General features: G+C 68.6%; 3 protein-coding genes and 2 pseudogenes. 3 read left to right on the top strand and 2 right to left on the bottom strand.

Annotated elements, in window-relative coordinates; genetic code table 11:
- Nucleotides 1-89: 89 nt before the first annotated feature.
- Nucleotides 90-531, bottom strand: a pseudogene (locus tag ACIBEF_RS31975) (IS1380 family transposase); the annotation flags it as partial.
- Between the two features lie 171 nt (nucleotides 532-702).
- Between ACIBEF_RS31975 and ACIBEF_RS31970 the strand changes: the two are divergent.
- The 3 genes from ACIBEF_RS31970 to ACIBEF_RS31960 all read left to right on the top strand — a co-directional run bounded on the left by ACIBEF_RS31970 (nucleotide 703) and on the right by ACIBEF_RS31960 (nucleotide 4,165).
- On the top strand, nucleotides 703-1,965 hold the full coding sequence (locus ACIBEF_RS31970) for a ricin-type beta-trefoil lectin domain protein (protein WP_396797152.1): 1,263 nt from the start codon (nucleotides 703-705) through the stop codon (nucleotides 1,963-1,965).
- A gap of 964 nt (nucleotides 1,966-2,929) precedes the next feature.
- Nucleotides 2,930-3,532, top strand: coding sequence for a hypothetical protein (locus ACIBEF_RS31965; protein WP_396797151.1), 603 nt, complete (start codon nucleotides 2,930-2,932; stop codon nucleotides 3,530-3,532).
- A 465-nt stretch (nucleotides 3,533-3,997) separates the two neighbouring features.
- Nucleotides 3,998-4,165 carry a transposase gene (locus ACIBEF_RS31960; protein WP_396797149.1) on the top strand — a complete coding sequence of 56 codons (168 nt, stop codon included), beginning with the start codon at nucleotides 3,998-4,000 and terminating at the stop codon, nucleotides 4,163-4,165.
- A 117-nt stretch (nucleotides 4,166-4,282) separates the two neighbouring features.
- Here ACIBEF_RS31960 and ACIBEF_RS31955 read toward each other — a convergent pair.
- Nucleotides 4,283-4,376, bottom strand: a pseudogene (locus ACIBEF_RS31955) (IS5/IS1182 family transposase); the annotation flags it as partial.

The raw sequence follows: 4,376 nt of genomic DNA, 5'->3' as shown, positions 1-4,376 counted from the left end.
CGCGATCTGGCACAACCGGACCACCGGCCAGCCCGTGACGAGATCCCTGATCGCCTACGACCACTGAACCAACTTCGGACTTACTCGTCTAGAGGTGCGCCGGTTTTGTCCAGGAAGCACAGTAGCGGGTGGTAGCCGGACGTCACGCCGGCAGGCCACCACCGGCTGCGGCAGGTCACAGCGGGCCTCGGCATGTTGGGCCCAGCCGACCTCGCGGGCTCGAGCCCGCGAGACGCGGTTGAGCCAGCATCGGCTCGTCCAGCCGCGACAACCGCCACGCGGTCGATCAGAGGCGACCGGCCCGAACAAGCCGGGCTGATCCCGCAGCACCGCCAGACCCACCGCGATCCGGCCCGGTCGTGCCTGCCGCTGCCGCTGCCGCAGCCCTGCCAAGGCCTCACTGAACGCGTTGGTCAGCCCGGTCATGTCGGCCAGGTCAGAGAGCAGACGGGCGTCAGCGTGACCCACCGCCCAGCGCCGCCCCGGCACGCCACACCTGCTGGGGCGACTGCCGGGCCTTCCCGTGTCCACGAAAACGGTGCTCTGCGTGGACCAGTCACCGCCGTCCCCCACCTGAAGGAGAACGATCGACAGAGGCGGTGAACCCGTACCGCTCCCGCTCCGTTATGAGGGAGTGTTCCTTGAGGCTTCCGTTTGCCGGGGCATCAGGACCGTTCGTCTCCATTGCCATGGGAGGGTGAGATGACGGTAAGTAGCCGGTTGCTCCAGCGCCGCGGCAGGGCGGTGGCCTTCGTCGGCACCGTACTGCTCGCGCTGGGGTTGATCGTGGGTATATCGACGACCGCGGACGCGGTTGTCAGACATAGGGTCAAGCTCGTCAACCGGACGGGGGAGACGCTGTGGATCGGTTCAAGGGCGAGCACGGACGATGGCTCGGGACCCGTCTTGGAACTACCGAAACTGCTTCCGGGCATTGAGCAAACGGTCGAGATCCCTTACACCTACGACAAGGAGAACCGGGTCGTTCACTGGCGTGGCACGTTCTTCGCCCGTCAACGCTGTTCGGGCACCTCCGGGGTCGACTTTCGGTGCCAGGTTGCCGACTGCGGCAGGTTCGAGGATCGCTGTGAATTCGGCGAACAGCCGGCCAGCCTTGCCGAGTTCAACTTCGACCTGAACGACGCGAACGCCCCCTGGTACGACGTCAGCTACGTCAACGCATTGTCACTGGCGATCACCATCGACACACCGGGAGCCGACCGCCCGGATGCTGCCGGCACCTGTGTTCGTTGGAGCTGCTCCGGGGGGCAGTTACTCGCCGCCTGCCCGGATGCCCACGCCGAAGTAGACACGGTTCGTGGCGACCGGATCAACTGTCTGAATCCCAATCGGGACGCGGAGACTGTCTACACCCGCGCGCTCGGCGCCTTCGCCCCGCGCGCGTACCTGTGGTCCACCCACGACCGGATCCCCGGCAACCTGACCATGTACAACTGCCCCCGATGCGAGGAGCTGGTGGTCACGTTCCGGAGTGACGGCAGGCGGGACCAAGGCCCCAGCAGGGAAGTGCCGAAGCCGAGCGGCACGATCCCGGCCGGCACTCCCGGCAGGGACAACTCCAGCTTCCTGGTGCGAGGGCTGGCGAACAAATGCCTGGGAGTTCCGCACGGCATCTCGGCCGATGGCGTGCAGATGCAGCTGTGGCAGTGCAACAAGTCGGACGCGCAGAGCTTCGCCCAGGGCCCCGGCGGCTCGCTGCGGGTGCTCGGCAAGTGCCTTGACGTGGCCTGGGCCGCGCGCGAGAACGGAGCCAAAGTGCAGCTCGCGTGGTGCAACGGGGGACCGGCGCAGGTATGGGAGATGTCGGGGACGCTGCTGCGGAACCCGCACTCCGGCAAGTGCCTCGACGTACGCGACGCGAACCGGTCGAATGGCGCCCCGTTGCAGATCTGGACGTGCAACCCCGGTCAGGGAAACCAGTCCTGGCACCTCGTCCCCGCCTGAGACACACGTGAGTCGTCGACCACCGGGCTCCGTGGAACAGTGAGACGGAAGGAAACCGATGGAGTCAGGTCGTGCGGAGCGGGCGCGGTGGCCAGCGGCTGTCCTGCTGTCGGTAGCACTGTTCGTGCCGCTCGCCCCGGCGGCTCCGGCCGCCGGGGCGCCGGGCGAGACCGGCAAGTACTACGTCGTCGGAGCACCCGGTGACGGGCGTCGAGAGTACCTGTACGACATAGCCTTGCGCACCTTGGGAAGCGGTAACCGGTTTCGCGAGATCATCCAGCTCAACAAGGGACGGAAACAGCCGGACGGTGCGACCCTCACTGACGGTGTCGAGTTGGGGCCGGGCTGGGTCCTCATGCTTCCGGCCGACGCGTCGGGCCCAGGGGTGCGCAACGGTGCCCTTCCCCCGGCCGGGCCGCAACCATCGTCGTCCTCCCCTGCGCGGTCGTCCTCTCCCTCGCAAACGAGCAGAGCGGTACCGTCACCGGCCCGCACAACGGAAGAGGCGACGGCGGTACCGGGGGTTACCGGCAGGCCCGCTGGCACCTCCGGGTCCAGCGGCTACCAGACGTACCTCTTCCGGGGTGCCGCCGCCGTGCTCGCTATCGCGCTCGCGGTACTCGCCCTGGTCGGGTGGCATCGGCGCACCTCCCGGATCCGCCCCGCGCCCTTGGACGCGGGGCCGTGGCCACCGGATCGGCACCACACGCCGACCCCGGCCGAACTGGAGGTACTGGCGGCAGGTCCGTCGGCGGCAAACTCCGGTTCCCGCACCACCGCGTCTCCGCCGCAGGGGTCTCTGGCGGCGACGGATCCAGGGCCCGAGTGGCCGCCGACGACGGCTGCTGTTGAACCGGCGGACGGGCCGGTGTCCGCGCCGCCCGCGCCAGGGTCCGGTCAGCACCCGTCGGCGGCTGACTGCGAGTCGGTGTCCGCCTCGCCGAGACCTGTACCGGCTCTGCCGGTGAACGGGTCGACCGTCGCGATACGACACGCCGCTCCGGTGCGCCACGGGCGGCCGACATTGCCGGGCGACGGTGAAGTGCCCTATGTGCAGGTCGACCTGGCCGCCGAAACTGGCCCGATCCGGGTACGTCTGGCCGGTGTCGCCACCGGTCCGGCGACCACCGCATACGCCTGGCTCGCCGAGGCCGAGCCGCCGCCGGCCGCAGGAGTCCCGCTGGTGCTGGGTCGGCAGGGGTCCTGGCGGCTGCACGTCGATCTCGGCCGCACCCCGGACGTGGTAACCCTGGTCGGCGCTCTGGACGACTGTCGGTCGCTGGCTGCGGCGTTTGCCCGGCAGCTGCTCTCGGACGGGATCGGCGTCGCGGTCGTCGGCGATGCGCTCGGCAGCGCGGCCTTTGACGGCTGCCGCAGCGTTACCGCGTATCCGGATCCGGGCGACGAGCTGTCAGGCCCGTCCGTCGTCATCGCGGCTGGCCTACCGGAGGGCGGCATGGCTGGGGTTCATGAGCTCGTCGCGGTGACCGGCGGCCGCTGCGTGCCGCTGCTGATCGGAATGGTGCCCAGCAGCCGTTGGTCGGTTCAGGTGGGAGTCTTGGCCTAATACTCCAGCCGGGGATGTTGACCTCGGCTGAGCCGCGGTTCGGTGCGGTGGGGGTACGAGGGCAGCCACCGTTGATCATGAATGGTTGTGTGGACCAACCATGACGCAGCGGTGGCTGGCGGATACAGGGTAAATGCCCAGCGGTGGCGGGTGTTGTTCGACGACCTGATGTTGACGATCGGGCCTGCGGAAACGCCACGCCCGATAGAACCGCGCCCACCACCCCGACAAATCTCCCGCGACACCACACTCGGATCCCGACCAATCACCGCCGCGATCTGCTGACCCGACAACCGGAGCCCTTGCCCGACACGGTGACCACTGGGGTACGGCCCCGACGTGCCCAGGTCTTGCTCTTCGGCGGTCGCAGGGTCTGACCTGCCTCGTCCTGGAAACAGATCCAGGCGCCCCGCGCCGCCGCTAGGCAGTGTCTTCAAAGGATCTTGATGTCGGATGATGTAGGGCGTGGGTCGTCGCTACGAGTTGTCTGACGTCGAGTGGGATGCGCTGTCGCGGTATCTGCCGTCGGTGGTGACCGGTGGTCGGCCTCGGGTCGATGACCGGCGGGTCCTCAACGGGATCGTGTGGAGGATCCGAGCCGGGGCGGCGTGGCGTGATGTGCCCGTCCGCTAAGGGTCGTGGCAGTCGATCTATACACGTTTTCGCAGGTGGGCCCTTGATGGCACGTTCGAGCGGATGCTGGCCGGGGTCCAGGCCGACGCGGACGCGGCCGGGGACATTGACTGGCTGGTCGTGTGCCGAACCGGGCAGTGCCGGTGATGCCCACACGAGCCGGCCGGCGGCGTCGGCGATGACCTGCACGTTCACGCCGTGGCGTTTGTGC

The sequence above is a fragment of the Micromonospora sp. NPDC050795 genome, assembly GCF_044456785.1.
In the GTDB taxonomy this organism is placed as follows: Bacteria; Actinomycetota; Actinomycetes; order Mycobacteriales; family Micromonosporaceae; genus Micromonospora.
Note: the sequence above shows the minus strand (reverse complement) of the source record. Positions and strands in the feature narration are given on the sequence as shown.